Genomic DNA, 21515 nt, shown 5'->3' with positions numbered 1-21515 from the left:
CGACGCCGTCACCGGCCGGGGCCGTGCGGCGGCGCGCGTCCTGGACTCCCTGGAGATCCTCGGCGCGCCCTACGCGCCGACGACGCGCGAACTGGCCGCGCGTGCGGCGGGGGCGCGGGCGGCGCGCTGGGCCGCGCTGCTGAGGGTGGTGAGCGGCGCCTCGCCCGCCCAGCGGGGGTGAGCCCGTGTCCTACCGAGGCCGGTGATCTCCCTCCGCCGCGGCGGGGTCGCTTCGGCCGTGCCGGCCCCTTTCCCCTCCGCCGCGGCGCTGAGCAACCCGCGACCGCCTGTCCGGCGGCGCTGAGCCGGGCTCAGGGGCGTACGGCATCCCGTTCCCATGCGCCCGTCGCCGCCGCCCTCTCCGCATACGCGGTGAAGTCGGACGGCTCCCGGCCCAGGAGGTTCCGGACGCCGGGGACCGGGTTCGCCGTGCGGCCCGTGCGGTGGAGGGCGAAGAGGGCGCCCAGGGATCGCGCGGCGGGTTCGGGGACGCCCGCGGCGAGGAGTTCGGCGTGGTACTCCGCCGGGGTCAGCTCGACGAAGTCGATCGCGCGTCCCGCCGCGCGCGCCATCTCCGCGACCGCCTCGCGGAAGGTCAGGCCGCGCGCCCCGGAGATCTCGTACACGCCGTCGGCGTGCTCGGCGGCGGGCCGGGTGAGGAGCGTCGCCGCGACCTCGGCGACGTCGTCGGCGTCGATGAACGGCTCGGGGACGTCCCCGATGGGCAGGGCGAGGCGGCCGTCGCGGAGGGGCTGCCGCCACAGGTCCTCGTCGAAGTTCTGGAAGAAGTTGTTCGCCCGGACGACCGCCCACTCCGCTCCGGACGCGCGGACGGCCTCCTCGGCGGCGAGCATGCCGCGCCCGAAGTCCTCGCCCACGTCCTCGATGCCGCGGCCGGAGAGCACGACGAAGCGGCTGACGCCCGCCGCGACGGCCCGGTCGACGAAGCGGGGCACGGCGTCGTGCCCCTCGTCGGGGGCGATGAGGTAGACGGCGGAGGCGCCGGCGAGGGCGCCGGCCCAGGTGGCGGGCTCGGTCCAGTCGAAGCGGACCTCGCCGGAGCGGGAGGCGGCGCGGACGGTGACGCCCGAAGCGCGGAGGGCGCGGACGACGCGCCGGCCGGTCTTGCCCGTGGCGCCGAGGACGAGGACGGAGGCGGCGTGCGAGGGGTTGGTGTTCTGCATGGGGCCAGCCAATCCGCCGGCCGCCGCCCCCGCCCATGGGTGATCGTCCGTGCCGCATGTCCGCGCGTGCAACGGCCCGCATATCGTGCGGCCATGGACCCTTTCGATGATCTGTTGCGGGGCGTGCGCGCCAACGGCGCGGTCTTCGGCGGGTCGGTGCTGTCGCCGCCGTGGGCCCTGCGCTTCACCGACGACGCTTTCCTGACGCTGTGCGCCCCGCTGCGCGGCGGGGGCTGGATCGTCCTGGCCGACGGCACGTCGCGGCACGTCACGCAGGGCGAGGTGGCGATCGTCCGCGGGCCGGAGCCGTTCGTGTTCACGGACGATCCGGGCGCGCCGGACGGGCTCGTGCGGGAGGTCTCCTGCAGCGGTGCGGGAGGCGTGGACGGCAGCACCGTGCTGATGGCGGGCGCGTACCGCGTCCCGGGCGAGGTGCCGCGCCGCCTGCTGCGGGTGCTGCCGCCGCTGCTGGTCGTGCCGGACGAGCACGACTGCTCCGCCATGCGCACGTACCTGGAGGCGCAGCTGGCCGCGGGCCTGCCGGGCCGGCAGATCGTCGTCGACCGGCTGCTGGACTGGCTGCTGGTGTGCACGCTGCGGGACTGGTTCGACCGCCCGGAGGCGGCGTCGCCGGCCTGGTACCGGGCGCTGGGCGACGAGGTCGTGGGCCCGGTGCTGCGGGCCCTGCACGAGGCCCCGGACCGGCCGTGGACGCTGGTGTCCCTGGCGGCGGTCGCGGGCGTGTCGCGCTCGACCTTCGCGAAGCGCTTCCACGAGCTGCTGGGGGAGCCGCCGCTCGCGTACCTCACGGAGTGGCGGATGACGCTCGCCGCGGACCTGCTGGGGGAGCCCGGCACGACGCTGGCGTCCGTGGCGCGCCGGGTGGGCTACGCCGATCCGTTCGGCTTCAGCGCGGCGTTCAAGCGGGTGCGGGGGATGAGCCCGAGCGAGTACCGGGACGGGGCCGCTCGCCAGGCAGCCGGCCGGCCGGATCTCGCCGGCCGGATCGGGTGAACGGCGCCCCGATACCCGTGGCGTAAACATCGGAATACGGCTCCGCTGGCCGGAATTCACGGCCGGTGGGGCATCAGCATTCCGCGACAACGGCTTCTAACTCCCTCCCACGTAGCGGAAGTTAAGCGTCCGATTCGCCTTCCGACCTGCCCGGACATGCCTTCCTCGAAGGAAGTAATAAGTCATCTTCCGCATCGAGAAGTGAGGGACGTCACATCCCTCGTCGATGTGAGCGATCCTTCACCTAGGGTGATCGCGCTGCCTTGGAACGTGCATGTGAACGCGTAAATCGCTCAGGGAGGCTGACGGTGCATCAGGCCGGAAACACCACGTATTCCCCAGCGCCCGAACCACTCGAAGCGCCCTACCCACCCGGCAGTCTGGACCCCGCCCGCGCCGCCCTGGACACCGCGGCCGTGGCAGAGCGGCACCCCGCGTACGCGAAGTTCGGCCAGGAGCTCGGCAACACGTCCCTCATCGAGGTGCCCGGCCCCCGCGGCGGCGCCACCGTGCTCGCCAAGTGCGAGTGGGAGAACCCGGCCGGCTCCATCAAGGACCGCGTCGCCCACGCCCTGCTCGGCAGCGTCCTGCAGCGCCACGGCGCCCGCCCCCTCGGCGAGCTCCGCATCCTGGAGTACTCCGGCGGCAGCCTCGCGAACGCCCTCTCCCGCCTCTGCGCCGACCTGGGCGTCCCGGCCCGCTTCGTCCTCTCCTCGGCGAGCCCCCGCAGCCTCCTGGACACCCTCGCCGGGCGCGGCGCCCGCGTCGACCTGGTGGACAAGGAGCGCGGCTTCCTCGAAGTCGTCCGCGAGGCCCTGCGGATCGCCGCCGCCGAACCCGGGTGGACCCTGCTCTACCAGCACCGCAACCCCGCCAACGTGCTGCTGCAGGAGCGCACCACCGGCGCCGAGCTGATCGGGCAGCTCGGCGGCCGCGCCCCCGCCGCCTGGGTGGCCTCGATCGGCACCGGCGGCACGCTGGTCGGCGTGCTGCGCGCCCTGCGCGCCCGGTTCCCCGCCGTGCGGGCCGTCGGCGTCACGCCCGCCGAGCTGCCCTACGGCAGCGAGCAGCCGCCCAACGGGCGGCGGAAGTACGCCGGCTCGGGCGGCATGGGCCACGGCATCCGGCAGCCGTTCGTGACGCTGTACGACGACGAGACCGAGCAGCGCACCGTCTCGTACCCGCGGGCCTTCGCCGCCATGGGCGAGTTCCACGACCTCACCGGCCTGCGGATCGGCAGCTCGGCCGCCGCCAACTGGCTGGCGGCCGGGGAGGTCGCCGCCGCGCTGCCGCCGTCGGCGACCGTCGTCACCGTGTTCCCCGACGCCGGGACGCCCGAGGAGTGGGAGCGGCTCGGACGATGAGGAAATCTCCCGCGCACCTGGTCCTCGTCGAGACGACCCCGACCGCCGGGTTCAAGATCGTGGCCGAGGCCCGCGCGCTCGGCCACGACGTGACCTTCGTGGCCCACTCCCTCGATCCGTACCTCGCCGCGGAGGGCGGCGAGGAGGCGCTGCGGACGCCGGCCCGGCTGCTGACCGGGGTGCCCACCACGGACCCGGGCTGCCTGCTCGACGTCATCGGCGCCCTGCACCGCAAGCACCCCGTGCACGGTCTGCTGGCCCTCAGCGAGGGCCACCTGCCGGCCACGGCCGAGGTCGCCGAGGCGCTCGGCCTGCCCTTCGAGAGCGCGGCGGTCATGCGGCGGCTGCGCGACAAGCACGCCGTGCGCGAGCTCCTGGCAGCCGCGGGTGTCCCGCAGCCCGCATTCCGGCGGGCCGTGACGCCCGAGGAGGCCGTGGCCGCGGCCGCCGAGCTCGGCTACCCCGTCGTGGTCAAGCCGGCCGACGGCTTCGGCTCCCTCCACGTCGGCGTCGCGAACGACGCCGCCGAGGTGGCCGAGCTGGCCGCGGCCGTCGCGGGGGCGCGCTCGTACGGGCGCGGCGTCGCGGGCAGCGGCGTGGCCCTGCTGGAGGCGTACGTGCCGGGCCCGGTCGTCAGCTGCGAGATGGTGACCGTCGACGGCACCAGCACCCCGTACGGCTGCGTGGACCGCGTGCCGGCCCCCGCGCCGCACCCGGTCGAGCTGGGCGGCTGCTTCCCCGCCGAGCTGGCCGACGACGTCCGCGAGGCCGTCGTGCGCGTGGTCACCGGCGCGCTCGCCGCGGCCGGCGTGCGGCGCGCGCACACCCACACCGAGGTGGTCCTCGGGCCGGACGGCCCGCAGATCATCGAGATCAACGGCCGGCTCATCGGCGGCTACGTCCCCACGATGATCAACTACGTGCTGGGCCGGAACATCTACCACGACGTCATCGAACTCGCCCTGGGCGGCAGCCCGTCGCCCTCCCCGGCCCACGGCGCCGGCTGCATCCGGGCGATCACCGCCCCGGCGCCCGGCGTGCTCGCCGGCATCGACGCGGAGGCGGCGCGCGGCGCCCCCGGGACGGCCGAGGTGATGCTGCACGCGCGCCCGGGGCAGCCGGTGCGCCCGGCCCGCGACAACTTCGACCGGCTCGGCTTCCTCATCACGACGGCCGGCACGGCGGCCGGGGCGAGGAAGGCGGCGGAAGAGGCGCACGCCCTCGTGCGGGTGAGGGTCGAGGACGGCCCGGAGGGGGCCGCGTGACCCGTTTCCGTACGCTGTGCGTGGCCGGGAGCCCGAGCCGCGGGTCCCACACGCGGGCGCTGGTCGCCCACGTCGGCCGCCTGCTGGAGCGGCGCGGCTCCGAGACCTCCCTGGCGGACCTCGCCGAGCTCGGCCTGCCGCCCAGCCACCCCGGCCACTACTGGAGCCCCGAGCCCCACCCCGTCGCGCGGGCGCGCGAGTTCATCGACGCGGTGCGCGCGAGCGACGCGCTGGTCCTGGGGACGCCCGTCTACCACTCGGGCTACTCGGGGCTGCTCAAGAGCGCCGTCGACCTGCTGCCGCGCGACGCCTTCGAGGGCCGGGCCGTGGCCCTGGTGTCGCACGCGGGCGGGCCGCGCGGCTCGGCCGGCGCCTGCGAGCAGCTGCGGCAGGTGGTGAAGGCGCTCGGCGGGTGGGCGGTGCCGCTGCAGGTCAGCACGGTGACCGCGGACTTCGCGGGGAATCCCGCAGGGGATTTCACGAGCGGTCGGCGGACGCTCGACGAGGCGGGGCCGGTGCACGCGCGGTGCGAGGAACTGGCCGACCAGCTGGCGGTGTTCACGCGCGCGATGCGCGGCGCCGGCGCCCTGGAGGACCGGGCGGGGGCGGCGGCTTGAGGACGAGGACGATTCCCCGTACGGGCCTCCCGGGCCCCCTGCGCCGCCTGCGCGAGGACCTGGAGGTCGTGGCCGGCCGCGACCCCGCCGTCCGCAGCCGGGCCGAGGCGCTCCTGGCGCCCTTCCTGCCGGCCCTGTGGCTGCACCGGCCCGCGAGCAGGCTGCACGCGCGGGGCCACCGGGTCACGGCCCGCGTGCTGTCGCTCGCCGGGCGCTTCCTGTCCGGCGGCGTCGACATCCACCCGGGCGCGCGCGTGGGGCGGCGGCTGTTCATCGACCATGCCGCGGCCGTCGTCATCGGCGAGGACGCCGTGATCGGCGACGACGTCACCCTCTACCACCAGGTCACCATCGGCGCCGTCGGCTGGTGGCGCGACCGCCGTCGGCTGCCCGGCGAGCGGCGCCACCCCACCCTCGGCGACCGGGTCGTGGTGGGCGCGGGCGCCTCCGTCCTCGGCCCGGTGAGCGTCGGCGACGACAGCCTCGTCGGCGCGCACGCGCTGGTGACGACGGACGTCCCGCCCGGGAGCCGGGTGGGCGCCCCCAGGAGCGAGATCCGTCCGAAGGGCAGGCCGGTCCTGACACGGGCCGGCGGCACGGAAGCGAAGAGGAAGAGAAGCGGCCAGTGACCACGACGAACCAGCACGACGGCGCGGCTGACGGCGCCGGCACCGCCGGCCCCTACCGCGAAGTCCTCCGCGAGGCCTTCGTCCGGCGCTACGAGGACGGCGCGGACTCCTGGAGCGAGGAGCCGGCCATGCGCGAGCTGGTGCCCCTGCTCTGCGGGGAGCTGGCGGCGGGCAGCAGCGTCATCGACATCGGCGCGGGACGCGGCCGGGACGCGGAGCTCCTGCTGGCCGCCGGTCACCGCGTCACCGCGGTCGACCTCGTCCGGCTCCCCGACTGGGACGCCCTGGCCCGCCGCTACGGCGCCGCCGCGTCCTTCGAGGCCGGCGACTTCGCGGACATGGCGGCCGGCCGCACCTACGACGCCGCCGTCGACAACGGCGTCCTCCACCACCAGGACCCCGCCGACTACGCGCAATACCTCGCGAACATACGGCGGCGGCTGCGCCCCGGCGGGCTGCTGGCCGTCAGCCTGTTCACGACAGCGGAGGAGCTCGCCGAGGGCGTCCTCAACCGCGCCGAGGACGGCCGCCTGTCGCGCTGGTTCACGGAGCGGGAGGCGAGGGAGCTGCTGTCGGGCGCGGGGTTCTCCGTGATCGCCGTCCGCACCGTGCGCAGGGAGCTGCCGGGCCTGGCCTACCTGCTGGTCCTCGCGCGCCGCGACGCCTGAGGCCCGTGCCGACACGTAAACCCGTACAGCCGCCAAGGGTTGGGTACTGATGACCGTTCCGTCCTCCAAGGGGCCCCTGACCACCGCCGCCCCCGCGCCCCCCGCCAAGACGGGCAGCCGCATGTTCGCGTCGCTCGCCGTGCGCAACTACCGCTACTTCTTCTTCGGGCAGTTCGTCTCGAACTCCGGTACGTGGATGCAGTTCGTCGCCCAGGACTGGCTGGTCTTCCACCTCACGGGCAGTACGTTCGCGGTGGGCGTCACCACGGCGCTGCAGTTCCTGCCGGTGCTGCTGTTCGGCCTGTTCGGCGGTGTCGTCGCCGACCGGTATCCGAAGCGGCGGATCCTGCTCGCCACGCAGGGCGCGATGGGCCTGTTCGCGGCGGCGCTGGCCGTGCTCACGCTGACCGACGCCGTCGTCGTGGCGCACGTGTACGTCTTCGCGTTCCTGCTCGGCCTCATGAACGTGTTCGCCAACCCGGCGATCCAGACGTTCGTCCCCGAGATGGTCGGCCCCGAACGGATCGCGAACGCGGTCAGCCTGGGGGCCGTCAACTTCCAGAGCGCCCGGCTGCTCGGCCCGGCCGTCGCGGGCCCGCTGATCGTCGTGATCGGCAGCGGCTGGGCGTTCGCCCTCAACGCCGTCTCCTACCTCGCGGTGATCGCCTCCCTCCTGGCGGTCCGCGCGTCCGAGCTGCTCCCGGCGAAGCCCGCGCCGCGCGAGAAGGGCCAGGTCCGTGCGGGCCTGCGGCACGTGCGGGAGCATCCGCAGCTCGTCCGGCCGATCGTCCTGGTCGGTTTCGTCTGCACCTTCGGCTTCAACTTCCCGACGCTGCTGTCGGGCTTCGCGTACAACGTCTTCGACGGCGGCGCGAAGGAGTTCGGCTTCCTGACGACGGCGGTCGGGCTGGGGGCCCTGGTGGGGGCGCTGCTGTCGGCGCGCCGGCGGAGCGGCAGCGCGGTGGTGATGACGGGCACGGCGGCGGCCTTCGGCGTGCTGGAGGCGCTGACGGCGGCGGCGCCGGGCGTCTGGTGGTTCGGCGCACTGATGGTGCTGGTGGGGCTGCTGAGCGTGACGTTTGCGACCACGGCGAACGCGCTGGTGCAGCTGAACACGGACCCGTCGATGCGGGGCCGCGTGATGGGCCTCTACATGCTCGTCTACACGGGCGGGACGCCCATCGGCGGCCCGGTGGTGGGCTGGGTGGTCCAGCACTACGGGGCGCGGGCCGGAATCCTGGCGTGCGGGCTGGTGGCGGTGGCCGCGGCGGCGGTCGTGGGGCTGGTGGCGCTGCGCGCTCCCCGTGCGGGCGCGGTCCCGGGTGATTAGCGTGGCTACGGGAACCCAGGGGGTGCGAGGGGCGTAGCAGCCCCGGAAGGAGCCGGAGCCATGGCCGCGCAAGCAGAGGGCATGCCGTGCTGGGCCGACGCGATGTTCGCGGACGTCGAGGCGGCCAAGGATTTCTACGGTGCCGTCCTGGGATGGACCTTCGGCGAGAGCGCGTCGGAGTTCGGCGACTACACGCAGGCGTACGCGGACGGCAGGGCGGTGGCCGCCGTGGTGCCGCCGATGCCGGGCCAGGGGGGCCACTCCGCCTGGTGCCTGTACTTCGCCTCCCCCGACGCGGCCGGCACCGCCGCGAAGATCCGCGCGGCCGGCGGCGAGGTGCTGATGGAGCCGATGACCGTGGGCGGCTTCGGCACGATGCTCCTCGCCCGCGACCCCTCGGGCGTCGCCTTCGGCGTCTGGCAGGCCGGCACCCACGAGGGCTTCGAGAAGCGCGGCGCGGCCGGCGCGTACTGCTGGGCGGAGGTCTTCACCCGCGACCCGGACAAGGCCGACGCCTTCTTCCCGGCGGTCTTCCCCTTCGGCGTGCAGCGCATCGCGGGCGACGCGGACACCGACGACGAGGAGATCGACTTCAAGCTCTTCACACTCGGCGGCGATCCGGTGCTCGGCCGGATGGCGATGGGCGAGGAGTTCCCTCCGGAGGTGCCTCCGCACATCCAGGTCTTCTTCGCGGTCGGTGACTGCGACGTGGCGGTCGCCAAGGCGACGGAGCGCGGCGGCGAGCTCAAGTTCGGCCCGATGGACAGCCCCTTCGGCCGCTTCGCGGCGCTGACCGATCCCCAGGGCGCGGCGTTCGCCGTCATCGACCTGGGGGCGACGACGGGGAAGATGCCGGAGCTCACGGACGAGAGGTGAGTCGACGAGACGTGAGTTACGGACGGAAGTGGTCCGGGTGCCGCCGGACGGGCCGGAACGCGCGGACAGCAGCCGTGGAGCGGAGCAGGCTGCCGGGTTGCGCGAGACCGGCCCGTCCCGGAGACCGGGCCGCAGCCGGGGTCAGGCGATCGCGCCGCCGCCCTCGATGAACAGCGTGGTGCCCGTGGTGTACGGATTGCCCGCCACGTAGAGGATCGCGTCGGCGATGTCCTCGGGCTCGCCCACGCGGCCGACGGGCAGCCGCTGCGTGGCCGCCTCGTACATGGCCTCGCGGTTCTCCGCGGGGAGGGCGTCCCACAGCGGGGTCCTGATGAGGCCGGGGGAGACGGCGTTGACGCGCAGCGGCGCGTACTCCAGGGCCAGCCCGCGGACGAGGGCCTCCAGCGCGGCGTTGATCGCGCTCTGCAGCGCGGCCGCCTTCCCGGGCCGTACGGACAGGTAGCCGGAGACGATGGTCAGCGATCCGGTGGGGTCGATCCGCAGCGCGCGGGCGAGGCGGTAGGCGCCCCAGAACTTGCTGTCCATCGCGGCGCGGGCGGCGTCGAGCGGCAGGGTGTCGACCCGGCCCATCGGCGTGTCCGCCGCCGTGATGACGACGTGGTCGAACGTGCCGGCGGTGCCGGCGAACGCCTCGACCGCGCCGTCGTCGGTGATGTCCAGGACCTGGCCGGTCGCGGTGGCGCCGAGGCCGGCGAGCGCGGCGTCGATCTTCTCCTTGGAGCGGGAGGCGATGGTGACGAGGGCGCCCTCTGCGGTGAACCGCCGGGCGGTGGCCAGGCCGACGCCCGAGCTCCCTCCCACGACGAGGACGCGCTTTCCTTGGTAGGTGCTCACGGTGTGGTGCTCTCCTGTAGGACGGGGACCTGGGGGGCCAGGTCCTCGGATCGGGTGCGGGAATAGCTCTCACGGTTCAGCTCGGTGATCTGAACCGATATGTCGCAGGAGGTCTCCGTCATCGTCCGCCGGAAGTGCCGGCCCAGGACGCGCAGGGCTTCCTGGCTGATGAGGCGCTTGGTGTCCGCGGTCTTGCCCGCGAACGTGCGGATGTCGAGGTTGACGAACGCCTGCTCGTACGTGCCGTCGCCGATGTAGGCGTTCAGCCGGACGACCCTGCTCTTGAAGTCCTGGACACGGAAGCCGCCGACTTCCGAGAGCGCAGCATGCAGTTCCCTGAACAGGCCGGCTTCGTCGACCGATTCACGGATGTTGCCCGAGTGTTCGAGCATGAGGTGCGGCATGCCGATTCCTTTCTCGTGTCTCACTGGTGATGCCGGCGTATACCTCCTCCTTTTCGTGCCGCGTGGGCATCTACCGACGGCGGATACGCCGGCATGACGGAACCGCCGGCGCGGGGCCGGCGGTTCCGGGTCTGTGGGTGGTGCTGGTCGTTCCCGCGGGCGTCTCCGCGAGTGTTTCCGCGGGCGCTCCCGCGGGGGCGGGCTACTTCGCCGGGACGGCGGCCTTGGCGCCCGCCGGGGCGGCGGCGGGGGCGGTCGCGGCCTTCGCGGCGCGGTGGATGCCGAAGGCGCTCAGCAGCGCGCAGCCCACGAGCGCCGCCACGGCCCATCCCAGGGCGGTCTGCAGCCCGGAGGTGAAGGCGTCCGACTTCGCGTCGCCCACGATCAGGCCCATGATCGCGACTCCGATGAGGCCGCCCAGCTGGCGCGAGGCGTTGAGGACGCCGGAGGCGATGCCGACGTTGCCGGAGTCGACCGCGGAGAGCATGGCGTTCGTCATGGCCGGGACGACCAGGCCGATGCCGAAGCCCGCCACCAGGAACTGGCCGATGATGGCGAAGTACGAGCCGGAGTGCACGGCCGGGAGGGTGCCGAGGTAGCCCAGGGCGGCGAGGGAGCTGCCGGTGATGAGCACGGCGCGGGCGCCGTAGCGCTTGGCGAGCGGGCCGCAGGACAGGTTGGCGGTCATGATCGCGGCGGTCATCGGGAGGAACGCGAGGCCGGCGACGATCGGCGAGTAGTCCCAGACGGACTGGAAGAAGAGGCTGAAGACGAAGATCAGGCCGTAGAAGGCGAAGTTGACGAGGACGCCGATCAGCGAGGTCGAGGTGAACGCCTTGCGGCCGAAGAGGTGCAGCGGCAGCATCGGGTCGCTGCTGCGCTTCTCGGCGGCGATGAAGGCGATCGTCGCGACGGCGAAGACGACGAGGCTGCTGATGACGAACGCCGAGCCCCAGCCCCGGCCGTTGGCTTCGATGATGGCGGCGGTGAAGGTGCCCAGCGCGACCACGGCGAGCACCTGGCCGAGCAGGTCGAAGGAGCGGCGCGGGGCGTCGGCGGCGCGGACGGTGGCCGGGGCGTTGGCCTGGGTGAGCCAGATGCCGACGACGGCGATCGGAACGTTCACGAAGAAGATCGAGCGCCAGCCGAGCTGGTCGATGAGGACGCCGCCGACCACCGGGCCGAGGGCGAGGGCGAGGCCGCCCGCCGCGGCCCACAGGCTGACGGCCTTGGCGCGCTCGCCGGCGTCGGGGAACGACTTGTTCACGATCGACAGCGAGGACGGGACGATCATCGCCGCGCCCAGGCCCTGGACCACGCGGGAGACGATCAGTGCGACGAGCGTGGTGGAGGCGCCGCAGGCGAACGACGCGACGGCGAAGAGCGCGAAGCCCACCTGGTAGATCCGCTTCGGGTCGAAGCGGTCCCCCAGCGATCCGGTGGACAGCAGGAACGCGGCGAAGGTGAGGGTGTAGCCGTTGATCACCCACTCCAGCCCGGAGAGGCTGCCGCCGAAGTCCTTGCTCAGCGCGTCGGTGGCGACGTTGACCACGCTGACATCGAGGATGACGACGACGAACCCGAGGCAGGCCGCGAGCAGCGACAGCTTCCTTTTCGCAGTACTGGGTTCACTCTGGGACATGCCTATTCCTAAAGGTCGGTCGGACGGGTGTGGGGAGGGTCGGGGGCGCTCGACGCGAATAGACTGTTCGATGCGAGGCGAACAACTAGACTGTACGCAGATCATCGAACACTTTGCAATCGCTTCGTCAGAAAGGCCGTTATGACCAAGGGAAACGTCGCGGCTCCGGCGCCGCACCGCACGCCACCGGAGCACGTCCATCCCCGGGACGTGCCCCTGGAGACCGCGCTGGCGGCGCTGTCCGATCCCGTACGGCTCGCGCTCGTACGGGAGTTGGCGGCCAGTGACGACTGGGAGCGCACCTGCGGCAGCTTCGACGTGCCGGTCCGCAAGGCCGCGCTGAGCCATCACTTCGCGGTGCTGCGCTCCGCGGGGCTCATCGAGCAGCGCGACGCGGGCGCCAAGCGGATCAACCGGCTGCGCCGGGCCGAGTTCGAGGAGCGGTTCCCCGGGCTGCTCGCCCTCGTCCTGCAGCAGCAGGCACCGGGCGGAGGCCCTGAGTAGCGGGGATGGTCACGGAGCCGTAGGGACGGCGCGGGCGCGGATCCTCGCCGGAGGCCGCGCCCGCCGCCAGGGCGAGGCGCTCGCGCAGCAGCTTCGCCGTGCCTTCGGCGACGGACGGGTCCACGCTCGGCGTCCCGTACGACAGGGCCAGGCCGAACGCCCCGCGGAACGTCGAAAGGTGCAGCACCAGCCCGTAGTTGGCGCCGGTGCGGTTGACGACCGTGCGGAACCCCGTGACCCGGCCCGCGTGCGCGCCCAGCGAGGCGTCGACCGGGCCCACGTTGGTGATGCAGATGCCCGGGGCGCTGTCGGCGGCCGCCGCGGCCGCCACCGCGGCCCGGATCTCGTGGTGCGGGCGGGCCTGCGGCCGCCAGGCGGCGTCGGCCGCCCGGAAGCCGTCCCGGTACGCCTCGGCGTGCTCCTTGAACGACCCGCCGCCGAGCCGCAGCGGGGCCCGGGCCACGCTGATGAAGCAGCCCAGGTCGGCCAGGGACTCCTCCTCGGCGTAGCGGCGGCGCAGCGACACGGCGGTGAAGAACTCCACTTCGTCGCGGCCGGTGGCCAGTGCGAAGGACTCGGCGAGCGCCGTCGCGAAGAACTGGTTGACGGTCAGGCCGCGGCGCCGGCAGTAGAGCTTCACGGCCTCCGACCCGGCGGACGACAGGTCGGCGGGGACGAAGGCGGTGCCCCGCTCCTCCCACGGCGCGCGCACGGCGAACGGGATGCCGGGCACGGGCCCGGGCGCGTCCGGGAGGGTCCGCAGGCCTTCCGCGCCGGGCGCGGGTGCGGTGTACGTCAGCTCGTCGGCGTTGCGGGAGAAGGGCTCGGGCGCGGCGTTCCGCGGGGCGCCGAAGAGCTCTTCGAGGAGCACCCGCAGGGTGCCGCCGGTCGAATGGCCGTCGGAGATGGCGTGGTTGCGCGTGAAGTACAGGTGGGTGACGCCCGCCTGCTCGTCCGTGGCGGCCCGTAGCCGCCACAGGGCGCCGCCCGTCGGCAGGACGTCGTTGAGCTCCTCGGCCAGGAGGTCCTCGGGCGAGTGCCCGGCGGGCACCGGTCCGTGGCGCAGCTGCTCCGGGCCGGGCCCGGGCCCGGCGGCGAACCAGAGCGAGCCGTCCCGCTCCTCGATGCGCGCCCGCAGCAGCGGCAGGCGGCGCGCCCAGCGCCGGACGGCGTCGCCCAGCTCCGCGGCGCCGAGCGGGGCGTCGATGCTCATCCAGGTGGTGACCTGGGTGTTTCCCTTCAGCAGGGCGTGCATGTACGCGAAGGACGCCTCCACGTCGCTGAGCTTGCGGATGAGCTCCATGGTCAGTCCACCCGCCGTTCTGCGCCGTCCCAGGAGATGGTGCTGGTCAGGGCGACGCCGTGGCTCGTGACGTCGATGGTGAGCCGGTCGCCGTGCGCGATGCGGAAGCCGGCGTGGAAGCTGCTGCGGTCGGCGCCGATGAAGACGTAGTGCACGCGACCGGGGTGGTGCAGCGGCGGGTAGGCGAAGAGGTGCTCCATCATGTCGTCGAGCCGGTAGGCCAGGGCGTCGGTGCCGGTGGTGAAGCCGCCCTCCCAGGCGGTCACGCCGTCCCGCTCCACGGAGACCTTGCCGGTGACGGAGCGCGGCGGCTCCGCGGCGAAGAACCAGGGGGAGACCGCCGCGTCGCACAGCTTCGCGTACGAGAGGTGGCCGTTGTTGCGCTTGAAGCGGCCGATGTCGGTGAGGTCGTTGCCGAAGGTGTGGCCCACGTAGCGGGGCGTGCCCTGCTCGTCGTCGACGTAGATCAGGACGACCTCCGCCTCCTCGCACACGGCGACGGCCGCGGCGGGGACGGTCAGCTCGTCGCCGGAGACCCGGAGGGAGGTGCCGAGCCCCTTGAAGAACCAGTTGGGCTGCGGGCGCTCGCCGCCGTCCTCCGCGGCCTCCTGGGAGACCTTGACGTTGTGGGTCTGCATGAAGCCGCTGACCAGCGCGTTCCCCAGTTCGGTGGGGAGCAGCGGGGGGAGGTGGCGGATCTCGTGGCGGCGGTCGGCGGGCACGGTGACGGCGGGGCCGGCCGCCTGCGCGGCGGCGGCGAACGCGGCGGCGTCGAAGCCCGCGGCGGCGAGCGCCGCGCCGTGGTCGTCGCCGGCGCGGTAGAGGTGCAGCGGTGCTCCGTCGGCGGGCTCGTCGAAGCCGACGAGCCGCTCGCCCTGGTACGTGCATGCGAAGAACTGGGTCACGGCGGAACGCCCTCCAAGGACGTCGGTGGGGGAGAGGGGGAGACAGGGGGGGAGTGCGCGGTGCGGCTATTCCATGAGGATCTCGACGAGCGCCGGCTTGCCGTGGGCCTTGATGTACGCGACGGCCTCGCGAACGGCCGGGGCGATGTCCCGGACGGCCTCGACCCGGGGCAGGGCGTGGACGTTGTACGACCGCGCGAGGCTGACGAAGTCGACGGGGTTGTCGTAGAAGCTCGTCGCGATGTGCGCGCGGTCGATGTCGCGGTCGCGGTTGCCCGCGACGCGCTGGGCGTGCTGCGTCGAGTTGAGGTAGAGGCGGTTGTTCATGACGACGGTGAGCAGCGGCACGTCGTACGCGGAGAGCGTCCACAGGGCGCTGGGCGTGTAGAGGAAGTCGCCGTCGGACTGGAGGTCGATGACGATGCTGCCGTCGTCCTTGTGGGCGAGGGCGGCGCCGACGGAGGCGCCGAGGCCGTAGCCGAGGCCGCCGCCGCCGTTGAGCCCGAGGTAGCTCTGCGGGCGCTCCAGGGGCCAGAGCTTCTTCACCCAGCCGTCGATGGTGAGGCTGCCGGTGTTGGCGAGGATCCAGGTCTCGTCGCGCACGGCGCGGTGGATCTCGTCGACGGCCGCGGCCACGTTGATGATCTCGTTGCCCTTGGCCTCCTCGGCCTGTTCGGCCCAGGTGAGGCGGGCGCGGGTGTGGGCGGCGGAGATCTGCTTGACGCGCTCGTCGCGGCGTTCGGTGAAGGCGGGGGTGGCGAAGCCGGGGGCTTCGGCGGCCTCGCGGAGGGCGGTGATGCTGCCCAGCGCGTCGGCGGCCACGGCCTGCCCGACGGGCACGAACTGCTGGTAGTCCGCGGCCCACTTGCTGGTGAGGAGGTCGTTCGCGCCGATGGTGACGACGTGGGCGCCGCCCGCGGGCCGGCCCTGGTCGTCGAGGTCGAGGAAGGAGCCGAGGGCGCCCACGAGGTCCTGCACCTCCAGGGCGAGCACCAGGTCCGCGTCCTTGAGGAAGCCGGCGTCCGCCCCGGAGAGGTTGAGCTCGTGGGTGCTGGGGAAGTTCAGCCGGTTGCCGCGGTCGATCACGGCCAGGCCGAGGGTCTCGGCGAGGGCGGTGAGCGGGGCCACGGTCCGGGGGTCCTGGCCGGAGAAGTCCGTGATCAGGACGGGCAGGCGGGCGTCCCGCAGCCGGGCCGCGAGGCCGCCGGCGGCGTGGGCGTCCAGCGGGGGCAGCTCGGTCGCGGCCGTGGCGGACGCCGGGAGCAGCCGTACACCGTCCTCGACGGGCTGTTCCTGCACGTCGAAGTCCAGGGCCACGAAGACCGGGGCCTTCATCGGCGTGTTCATCAGCTTGAAGGCGCGGTAGAGGGACTCGACGGTGGCCCGCTGGCCGATCGGCTGGTCGCACCACTTCACGTAGTCCTTGACCACGGACTCGATGTTCTGCGAGGTGTGGATCCAGTCGATCCAGGGCCGCCGCTTGCCCGCGTCGACGGGCCCGTTGCCGCCGAGGACGAACAGCGGCACGCGGTCGCACCAGGCGTTGAAGACGGCCATCGAGGCGTGCAGCAGGCCGACGTTGGCGTGCACGAAGACACCCATGTGCCGGTTGCTCGCCTTGTGGTAGCCGTGGGCGATCGCGACGGCGATCTCCTCGTGGCAGGCCATGACGATCTCCGGGGCGATCTCCGCGTTGTCCTCGTGGACGAGGGAGTCGTGGACGCCGCGGAAGGACGCGCCGGGGTTGAAGGTCACGTGGTCGATGCCCTGCTGGTGCAGGAACTCGACGATCAGGTCGGAGAAGTACTTGCTCATGCCTCAGCCTTCGTAGCTTTCGCCGCCGCCGCCCACGGGCTGCCACCGGTCGGTGTCCGGGGCGTGGCGGAGCACGGCCCATGCGCGGGCGCTGTCGTCGAGGGCCATCCCGAACCCGGCGCCTTCGGCGGGCGAGATGGTGTTGGCCGCGCGGTCCACCGCGGGCGCGGGAGTGACGATCATCTGTTCGAAGAAGCGGTCGGACTGGCCGGCCTCGACGGTGATCGCGTCCCGGTGCCGGAAGGCGAGCTGCCGGCTCGCGGCGATCAGCGGCCCGGTCTCGGCGACCTGGACGCCGATCTGGAACGCGATGCCGTGCTCCCGGGCGAAGTCGATGATCGCCGCGGAGTTCAGCAGCCCGCCGCACTTGGCGACGCGGATGTTGAACGCGTCGGCGGCGCCGGTGCGCACCGCCGTGCGGGCGTCGTCGAGCGAGCACAGCGACTCGTCCAGCATGATCGGCACGCCGGTGCCGCGCCGCAGGTCGCGCAGCTCGTCCCAGGAGCCCTTGCGGAGCGGCTCCTCGATGAGCCCGGCGCCGCAGTCCGCGAGCCGCTTGATGTTGCCGAGCGCCTCGTCGTAGGTCCAGCTCATGTTGGCGTCGACCATGACGGGGACGCCGGGCCCGAGGGCCTCGCGGATCGCGGTGACGGTGCGGGCGTCGCGCTCGATGTCGGCGGACGCCTTGACCTTCACGAAGTGGAACGGGCCGCGGGTCGCCAGGAACTCCTCGACGCCGGTCCCCAGGTCGATGACCTGCGAGACGGGCAGCGGCTCCCGGCCGTCGCCGGACGGGCCGGGCCCGGCGGGGCGGATCAGCTCGCCCACGCCGCGCCCGAGCCGCTGTCCCAGGAGGTCGAGGACCGCGGTTTCCAGCAGGCAGATCAGGTTGTTCCCGCCGGTGATGCCGAAGGTCCGGGCGAAGCCGTCCCGGCGCAGCAGCTCCAGCAGCTCCTCGCTGCGGGAGCTGTCGGAGCCGCCGGAGCCGCCGGAGCTTCCGGAGCCGCCGGTGGTCCGCAGGCGCTCCAGCAGCCGCGCCATGGGCACGCGCTGGAGCTCGGCGCGGACGCCGGCCGTGGTCTCGCCGGTGACGTACGGGCGGGGGGCGCACTCGCCGAGCCCGGTCACCCCGCCGGAGGTCAGCGCCAGAACGAGGCTGTCGGACCGGCGGCGGCGCGCCGCGGGGTGGTCGAAGGACACCTGCATCGGCAGCGCCGCGTGGTGGAGCAGCGCCTCATCCATGGTGGTCCAGGCCCGGTATCAGGGCGTACGTGGACGACCAGGTGACGAGGCTGGTCCGGACGTCGGTGTAGTAGAGGTAGTGCTGGTGCGTGGGCAGCTTGATGATGCCGCCGCGCCCGTTGGTCATCTCGATGAACGTCTTGTGGGCGTCGTCGAGGTCGACGATCGGGTCGGTGAGCCCGGAGACGTAGCTGACCGGCACGTCGGGCAGTTCGCGCCGCGGCTGCAGGTAGAGCTTCTCCAGCTCCAGGAGGGTGGCCCGCGAGCGCCGGGTCAGCGCTCTCACGGCCAGGTCGTCGTGGTCGATGTAGTGCTGGTACTTGACGTTGTCGGTGAAGTCCGCGGACTTCAGGCCGGCGTCCCACAGCTCGGTGCCGTCATCCGCGGCCAGGGCCGCGCGCTGCTCCTCGGAGAGGGTGGCGTGCAGCTTGCCGAGCCAGGACGAGCAGAAGACCGCCGAGTCGTAGGGGACGTCGAACTCCGGGTGGTGCATCAGCGCGGCGAGGAACGAGCCGCCGAGGCAGTGCCCGAACAGCTGCAGGGGCGTGTCCTCGCCGATGATGCGGCGCACGGTGGCCAGGGCCGCCGCGTAGTCGGCGAGGATCGTCTCCGCGTCGGGGAGGTCATGGCGCTCGCCGTCGCTGATGCCGCTGCCGCGGCGGTCGAGGACGAAGAACGCGATGTCGTTGTCGGCGTACTGCGGGCCGACCTCCCACAGCCAGCCCGCGTGGCTCTGCAGGCCGTGGAAATAGAAGATCGCGCCCTTGAGGTTCTTGGGGCGCCACAGGTGCAGCGCGAGGTCCGCGCCGTCGCGCCGTACGTACGTGATCTCCTTGCGGGTGTTCTGCGGGGGGCGCTTGAGCTCCAGCATGGCGATGCCTCTTCCGGGTCAGTCGCCGACGATGTCGGCCACGAAGTCGATGTCCTGCTGAAAGGGCTTGTACTTGTACTGGGTCGCGTTGCCCGCGGCGCGGCGGCCCTCGACGTACGCGTTGATCGCGTCGTGCGGCACGGTGACGACCTCGATGGGCCGCAGCCGCCCGCTGTCCCGCTTGGACGCGTACTCGATGTTGATTGTCTTGAGGGCCTCGTCGATGCGCCCGGACAGCTCGGCGTCGACGCCCTTGTCGCTGCCGTGACTCTCGACCAGGGCGACGTAGTGCGGCGGCTCGCCCCACTTGGGGCCGCACATGTAGAGGCCCATGTCGAGGCCCTGCTCGGCGACGCCCTGCTCGATCGCCTGCGTCACCTGGGCCTCGGTGATCTTCTCTCCGGTGAAGGAGTGGAAGACGCCGTCGCGCCGCACGAAGTGGATCCACGGCACGCCGCCCGTACCGCCTTCGATGCGGTCGACGTGGTAGATGTCGCCGGTCCACAGCCGGTAGAGGCCGTTCCCCTGCGACATGATCAGGTGGTAGTCGCGGCCGGCCTCGACCTCGTCGAACAGCAGCGTCTCGACGGGCTCGCCCCGCTCGACGAGCTCGCCCAGCGGCACCTCGGCCGGGACGAACTCGAAGAACGCCTGGCTGATCGCGAGGGGCTGGCTGTGCGGGGTGTCGTCCACCGGGATGGTGGTGACGCCCTCGGTGCCGCAGCTCATGAACGGGAGCTTCGCGACGCCGGGGAAGACCGCGTCGAGCTTGCTCTGGTAGAGCCCCGCGGAGGCCGACAGCCAGCAGCTGTAGAGCGTGAGCGAGGGCCAGACGTCCTTCAGGCTGAAACCCGGCTTTTCCAGCACCGCCGCCAGGTGGTCGGCGGCGGCCGGGTCGGGCTCGCCCCACGGCTCGCCGTCGACCGTGCCCTCGCGCAGGTCGCGCACCAGGCTCTTGCCGTGCGCCTCGATGAGGTCGCGCAGCGAGATGAGCGTGCTGGGGTTGATCGACGAGATGTAGTGGAGGTTCCTGCCGAGGAGGTGGCGGATGCGGTGGTACATCCGGCCCTCGTGGGACGTCGGCGTCGCCGGGCCGAACCACGGGGCCTCGTACCACGGCGGGTTCCAGTCCCGGGTGTTGATCTGCGGGTGCCGGTTGCTGACGGCCTGGTGCTCGACGCCGTGCACGAAGTCGCTGACGTCCTCGCGGACGGTCTGGGTGTCGAGCGTCGCGTACGGGTGGGCGAGCAGCTCGGGGTGGTGCTCCAGGTAGGTGCCCCACATCGCCATCATCGCCGGGATGCGGTAGGTCAGCAGCCAGTGCAGCGTGTACGGGACGCGCTTGGGGGTGCCGGTGGTCCCGCTGGTCTTGAGCCAGCGCAGCACGGGGCTGCACGTGAGGGTGCCGCCCTTGGTGCGCGTCTCCCGCTCGATGACCTCGGCGAAGTCGTCGTACCGCATGATCGGCAGGACCTTGCGGAACGACGCCTTGTCCGAGGCAAGGACGTCGTAGTTGTGCTCCTTCCAGTGCAGGGAGGCCGCACTGACGCCGATGATGTCGGCGAGGACGCGGTCCTGCGCGGTGGTGGGGCACTTCAGGTCGGCCAGGAGGCGCTCGTGGGCCTGGCGGCACTCCTCGATGAAGCGGCCCCGGCGCGCCTTCCAGTGCTTCTGCCATTCCGTGGAGGCCTTCGTGGAGTCCTTCTTGGAGTCCGTCCTGGAGTCCGTCCGGGAGTCCGGCGTGGGATCCGTCTTGGGCATGTCTGCTTCTCTCCGCATGGGTCGGCTGGGTGAGGGAGTGAGCGGGCGAGGGTGGTGGAAAAACGCGAGCACCGGCGGAGGGGGAGTCCGCCGGTGCTCGGGTCAGGGGGATGCGCCGCCGGGGCCGTCCGGGGGGAGAGAGGGGAGCGACGGCCGGGGCGGTGTCATCGGTGGGGATCAGCGATCGATGAAGGCCATCATCTTCTCGTTGTAGCGGGGGCCGGCCACCTGCGCGGAGGCGACGGTGTCCGCGATCTCGTCGAGCAGTTCGGCGCCGAGCGTCACGTCGGCCGCGGCCAGGTTCTGCTCCAGGTAGGTGCGGCGCTTGGTGCCGGGGATGGGCACGATGTCGTCGCCCTGGTGCAGCACCCAGGCGATGGCGAGCTGGGCGGGGGTGAGGCCCTGGCGGCCCGCGATGTCCTTGATCTTCGCGGCGATCGCCATGTTGTGGTCGTAGTTCTCGCCCTGGAGACGCGGGTCGTGGCTGCGGAAGTCGTCCTCGGGGTAGTTCTCGGCGCGGTCGACGGCGCCGGTGAGGAAGCCGCGCCCGAGGGGGCAGAAGCCGACGAGGCCGATGCCCAGCTCGCGGAGGGCCGGCAGCACGCCGTCCTCCAGGTTGCGCTCCCACACCGAGTACTCGCTCTGCACCACGGACAGGGGGTGCACGGCGTGGGCGCGGCGGATGGTGTTCTCGCCGGCCTCGCACAGGCCCAGGTAGCGGACCTTGCCCTGCTCCACGAGCTCCGCCATGGTGCCGACGACGTCCTCGATCGGCACCTCGGGGTCGACGCGGTGCTGGTAGAGCACGTCGATGTGGTCCGTGCGCAGCCGGCGGAGCGAGGCCTCCACGACCTCCCGGATGTGCGCGGGGCGGCTGTTGACCTTGGCGGTCGAGCCGTCCTTCATCTTCATGGGGAAGCCGAACTTGGTGGCGATGACCACCTGGTCGCGCTTGCCCTGGAGCGCCTTGCCGAGCAGCTCCTCGTTGTCGTACGGGCCGTACGCCTCGGCGGTGTCGAGCATGGTGACGCCGAGCTCCAGGGCCCGGTGGATCGTGGCCACCGACTCGGTGTCGTCGGTGGCGCCGTACCACTGGCTCATGCCCATGCAGCCGAGGCCGATCCCGGCTACCTCAAGGCCCTGACGACCGAGCTTGCGGTGTTCCAGCACGTGCTTCTCCGTTTCACAGAAGGGGTTGCAGAAGGGGTTTTGGTGAGGGGTGCGCGATGAAGAGGGGGTGTGGGGGTGAGAGGGGTGCGAGGGGTG

The 21515-nt window shown here is 72.8% G+C and carries 21 protein-coding genes; 10 read left to right on the top strand and 11 right to left on the bottom strand.

Annotated features, from left to right (window positions below):
• A partial coding sequence (locus tag B7P34_RS37695; protein ID WP_189383090.1) for a hypothetical protein occupies nucleotides 1-181 on the top strand: 181 nt, incomplete at its 5' end.
• Between the two features lie 130 nt (nucleotides 182-311).
• On the opposite strand, the gene B7P34_RS27715 is transcribed toward B7P34_RS37695, so the two are convergent.
• On the bottom strand, nucleotides 312-1184 hold the full coding sequence (locus B7P34_RS27715; protein ID WP_106680904.1) for an NmrA family NAD(P)-binding protein: 873 nt from the start codon (nucleotides 1182-1184) through the stop codon (nucleotides 312-314).
• A gap of 93 nt (nucleotides 1185-1277) precedes the next feature.
• On the opposite strand from B7P34_RS27715, the gene B7P34_RS27710 reads away from it, so the two are divergent.
• The 8 genes from B7P34_RS27710 (at nucleotide 1278) to B7P34_RS27675 (ending at nucleotide 8947) form a co-directional block, all read left to right on the top strand.
• Entirely contained in the window at nucleotides 1278-2198 is a 921-nt protein-coding gene (locus B7P34_RS27710; protein WP_106680902.1) for an AraC family transcriptional regulator, read from the top strand.
• Nucleotides 2199-2614: 416 nt separating this feature from the next.
• Nucleotides 2615-3562 (top strand): PLP-dependent cysteine synthase family protein, encoded by a 948-nt coding sequence (locus tag B7P34_RS27705; protein WP_223268297.1) that lies wholly within the window; start codon nucleotides 2615-2617, stop codon nucleotides 3560-3562.
• A complete protein-coding gene (locus B7P34_RS27700) occupies nucleotides 3559-4827 on the top strand; it encodes an ATP-grasp domain-containing protein (protein WP_106680899.1) in 1269 nt (422 codons plus the stop codon). Before B7P34_RS27705 ends, B7P34_RS27700 begins: the two co-directional genes overlap by 4 nt.
• Nucleotides 4824-5444 carry an NADPH-dependent FMN reductase gene (locus B7P34_RS27695; protein WP_189383088.1) on the top strand — a complete coding sequence of 207 codons (621 nt, stop codon included), beginning with the start codon at nucleotides 4824-4826 and terminating at the stop codon, nucleotides 5442-5444. The genes B7P34_RS27700 and B7P34_RS27695 overlap by 4 nt, the downstream gene beginning before the upstream one ends.
• The gene (epsC, locus tag B7P34_RS27690) at nucleotides 5441-6073 is read left to right on the top strand and encodes a serine O-acetyltransferase EpsC (protein ID WP_223268296.1); all 633 of its coding nucleotides are present in this window, start codon (nucleotides 5441-5443) and stop codon (nucleotides 6071-6073) included. The genes B7P34_RS27695 and epsC overlap by 4 nt, the downstream gene beginning before the upstream one ends.
• Complete coding sequence (locus B7P34_RS27685; protein ID WP_106680896.1) at nucleotides 6070-6741, top strand: class I SAM-dependent methyltransferase; 672 nt, start codon at nucleotides 6070-6072, stop codon at nucleotides 6739-6741. Before epsC ends, B7P34_RS27685 begins: the two co-directional genes overlap by 4 nt.
• Before the next feature lie 49 nt (nucleotides 6742-6790).
• Nucleotides 6791-8071 (top strand): MFS transporter, encoded by a 1281-nt coding sequence (locus B7P34_RS27680; RefSeq protein WP_106680894.1) that lies wholly within the window; start codon nucleotides 6791-6793, stop codon nucleotides 8069-8071.
• A 60-nt stretch (nucleotides 8072-8131) separates the two neighbouring features.
• Nucleotides 8132-8947, top strand: coding sequence for a VOC family protein (locus tag B7P34_RS27675; RefSeq protein WP_106680892.1), 816 nt, complete (start codon nucleotides 8132-8134; stop codon nucleotides 8945-8947).
• Nucleotides 8948-9088: 141 nt separating this feature from the next.
• Here the strand turns inward: B7P34_RS27675 and B7P34_RS27670 are convergent, their stop codons facing one another.
• The 3 genes from B7P34_RS27670 to B7P34_RS27660 form a co-directional block, all read right to left on the bottom strand.
• Nucleotides 9089-9802 carry an SDR family oxidoreductase gene (locus B7P34_RS27670; protein ID WP_106680891.1) on the bottom strand — a complete coding sequence of 238 codons (714 nt, stop codon included), beginning with the start codon at nucleotides 9800-9802 and terminating at the stop codon, nucleotides 9089-9091.
• On the bottom strand, nucleotides 9799-10206 hold the full coding sequence (locus tag B7P34_RS27665; protein WP_106680889.1) for a 5-carboxymethyl-2-hydroxymuconate Delta-isomerase: 408 nt from the start codon (nucleotides 10204-10206) through the stop codon (nucleotides 9799-9801). Before B7P34_RS27665 ends, B7P34_RS27670 begins: the two co-directional genes overlap by 4 nt.
• Nucleotides 10207-10408: 202 nt before the next feature.
• Nucleotides 10409-11848 carry an MFS transporter gene (locus B7P34_RS27660; protein ID WP_106680887.1) on the bottom strand — a complete coding sequence of 480 codons (1440 nt, stop codon included), beginning with the start codon at nucleotides 11846-11848 and terminating at the stop codon, nucleotides 10409-10411.
• Nucleotides 11849-11989: 141 nt separating this feature from the next.
• Between B7P34_RS27660 and B7P34_RS27655 the strand changes: the two genes are divergently transcribed.
• On the top strand, nucleotides 11990-12352 hold the full coding sequence (locus B7P34_RS27655; protein ID WP_106680886.1) for an ArsR/SmtB family transcription factor: 363 nt from the start codon (nucleotides 11990-11992) through the stop codon (nucleotides 12350-12352).
• Here B7P34_RS27655 and B7P34_RS27650 read toward each other — a convergent pair.
• From B7P34_RS27650 to B7P34_RS27620, 7 genes are all read right to left on the bottom strand, one after another.
• The gene (locus B7P34_RS27650) at nucleotides 12258-13655 is read right to left on the bottom strand and encodes a hypothetical protein (RefSeq protein ID WP_106680884.1); all 1398 of its coding nucleotides are present in this window, start codon (nucleotides 13653-13655) and stop codon (nucleotides 12258-12260) included. The two genes, B7P34_RS27655 and B7P34_RS27650, sit on opposite strands and share 95 nt — an antisense overlap.
• A gap of 2 nt (nucleotides 13656-13657) precedes the next feature.
• Entirely contained in the window at nucleotides 13658-14560 is a 903-nt protein-coding gene (locus B7P34_RS27645) for an FAH family protein (protein WP_106680883.1), read from the bottom strand.
• A gap of 66 nt (nucleotides 14561-14626) precedes the next feature.
• Nucleotides 14627-16375, bottom strand: a complete 1749-nt coding sequence (locus B7P34_RS27640) for a thiamine pyrophosphate-binding protein (protein WP_106680881.1) — start codon at nucleotides 16373-16375, stop codon at nucleotides 14627-14629.
• A 3-nt stretch (nucleotides 16376-16378) separates the two neighbouring features.
• On the bottom strand, nucleotides 16379-17617 hold the full coding sequence (locus B7P34_RS27635; protein ID WP_106680880.1) for an enolase C-terminal domain-like protein: 1239 nt from the start codon (nucleotides 17615-17617) through the stop codon (nucleotides 16379-16381).
• Entirely contained in the window at nucleotides 17610-18488 is an 879-nt protein-coding gene (locus tag B7P34_RS27630; protein ID WP_106680878.1) for an alpha/beta hydrolase, read from the bottom strand. The genes B7P34_RS27635 and B7P34_RS27630 overlap by 8 nt, the downstream gene beginning before the upstream one ends.
• Nucleotides 18489-18506: 18 nt before the next feature.
• The gene (locus B7P34_RS27625; RefSeq protein WP_106680876.1) at nucleotides 18507-20249 is read right to left on the bottom strand and encodes a GH3 family domain-containing protein; all 1743 of its coding nucleotides are present in this window, start codon (nucleotides 20247-20249) and stop codon (nucleotides 18507-18509) included.
• 177 nt (nucleotides 20250-20426) lie between these two features.
• On the bottom strand, nucleotides 20427-21419 hold the full coding sequence (locus B7P34_RS27620; protein ID WP_353620271.1) for an aldo/keto reductase: 993 nt from the start codon (nucleotides 21417-21419) through the stop codon (nucleotides 20427-20429).
• Nucleotides 21420-21515: the final 96 nt, after the last annotated feature.

The sequence above is a fragment of the Streptosporangium nondiastaticum genome (assembly GCF_003011965.1).
Lineage (GTDB): Bacteria > Actinomycetota > Actinomycetes > Streptomycetales > Streptomycetaceae > Streptomyces > Streptomyces nondiastaticus.
The sequence above is the reverse complement of the archived record's forward strand: the minus strand, read 5'-3'. Positions and strand labels throughout refer to the sequence as shown.

What these genes read in the sequence shown, in the direction of transcription:
- B7P34_RS27715 (WP_106680904.1), bottom strand. Translation starts at nt 1,184, where the DNA reads ATGCAGAACACCAACCCCTCGCACGCCGCCTCCGTCCTCGTCCTCGGC.
- B7P34_RS27710 (WP_106680902.1), top strand. Translation starts at nt 1,278, where the DNA reads ATGGACCCTTTCGATGATCTGTTGCGGGGCGTGCGCGCCAACGGCGCG.
- B7P34_RS27700 (WP_106680899.1), top strand. Translation starts at nt 3,559, where the DNA reads ATGAGGAAATCTCCCGCGCACCTGGTCCTCGTCGAGACGACCCCGACC.
- B7P34_RS27680 (WP_106680894.1), top strand. Translation starts at nt 6,791, where the DNA reads ATGACCGTTCCGTCCTCCAAGGGGCCCCTGACCACCGCCGCCCCCGCG.
- B7P34_RS27675 (WP_106680892.1), top strand. Translation starts at nt 8,132, where the DNA reads ATGGCCGCGCAAGCAGAGGGCATGCCGTGCTGGGCCGACGCGATGTTC.
- B7P34_RS27665 (WP_106680889.1), bottom strand. Translation starts at nt 10,206, where the DNA reads ATGCCGCACCTCATGCTCGAACACTCGGGCAACATCCGTGAATCGGTC.
- B7P34_RS27660 (WP_106680887.1), bottom strand. Translation starts at nt 11,848, where the DNA reads ATGTCCCAGAGTGAACCCAGTACTGCGAAAAGGAAGCTGTCGCTGCTC.
- B7P34_RS27655 (WP_106680886.1), top strand. Translation starts at nt 11,990, where the DNA reads ATGACCAAGGGAAACGTCGCGGCTCCGGCGCCGCACCGCACGCCACCG.
- B7P34_RS27650 (WP_106680884.1), bottom strand. Translation starts at nt 13,655, where the DNA reads ATGGAGCTCATCCGCAAGCTCAGCGACGTGGAGGCGTCCTTCGCGTAC.
- B7P34_RS27640 (WP_106680881.1), bottom strand. Translation starts at nt 16,375, where the DNA reads ATGAGCAAGTACTTCTCCGACCTGATCGTCGAGTTCCTGCACCAGCAG.
- B7P34_RS27635 (WP_106680880.1), bottom strand. Translation starts at nt 17,617, where the DNA reads ATGGATGAGGCGCTGCTCCACCACGCGGCGCTGCCGATGCAGGTGTCC.
- B7P34_RS27630 (WP_106680878.1), bottom strand. Translation starts at nt 18,488, where the DNA reads ATGCTGGAGCTCAAGCGCCCCCCGCAGAACACCCGCAAGGAGATCACG.
- B7P34_RS27625 (WP_106680876.1), bottom strand. Translation starts at nt 20,249, where the DNA reads ATGCCCAAGACGGATCCCACGCCGGACTCCCGGACGGACTCCAGGACG.